At 22.6% G+C, this 235-nt stretch carries 1 pseudogene; it reads left to right on the top strand.

The annotated features are described in order from the left end of the window. Positions 1 to 235 (top strand): annotated as a pseudogene (locus PQG54_RS12370) (DNA adenine methylase); the annotation flags it as partial.

The raw sequence follows: 235 nt of genomic DNA, 5'->3' as shown, positions 1-235 counted from the left end.
TCCCTATTATAATAAAGGTGCCGAATTATATACTAATTTTTATAAAAAAACAGATCACCAAAATCTATCTAAAATTATTCAAAATATTCATTGCCCTTGGTTAATTACTTATGATGACACTAAGGAAATAGAAAATTTATATAAACAAAGTAAACTATTTCAGTTTAACATTAACTACTCATTACAAACCAAAAAGAAAGGTAATGAATTGTTAATTATTTCACCAAAAATAAAA

The organism is Commensalibacter communis (assembly GCF_947179015.1).
GTDB lineage: Bacteria > Pseudomonadota > Alphaproteobacteria > Acetobacterales > Acetobacteraceae > Commensalibacter > Commensalibacter communis.
This window is presented reverse-complemented; position numbering and strand designations above follow the sequence as displayed.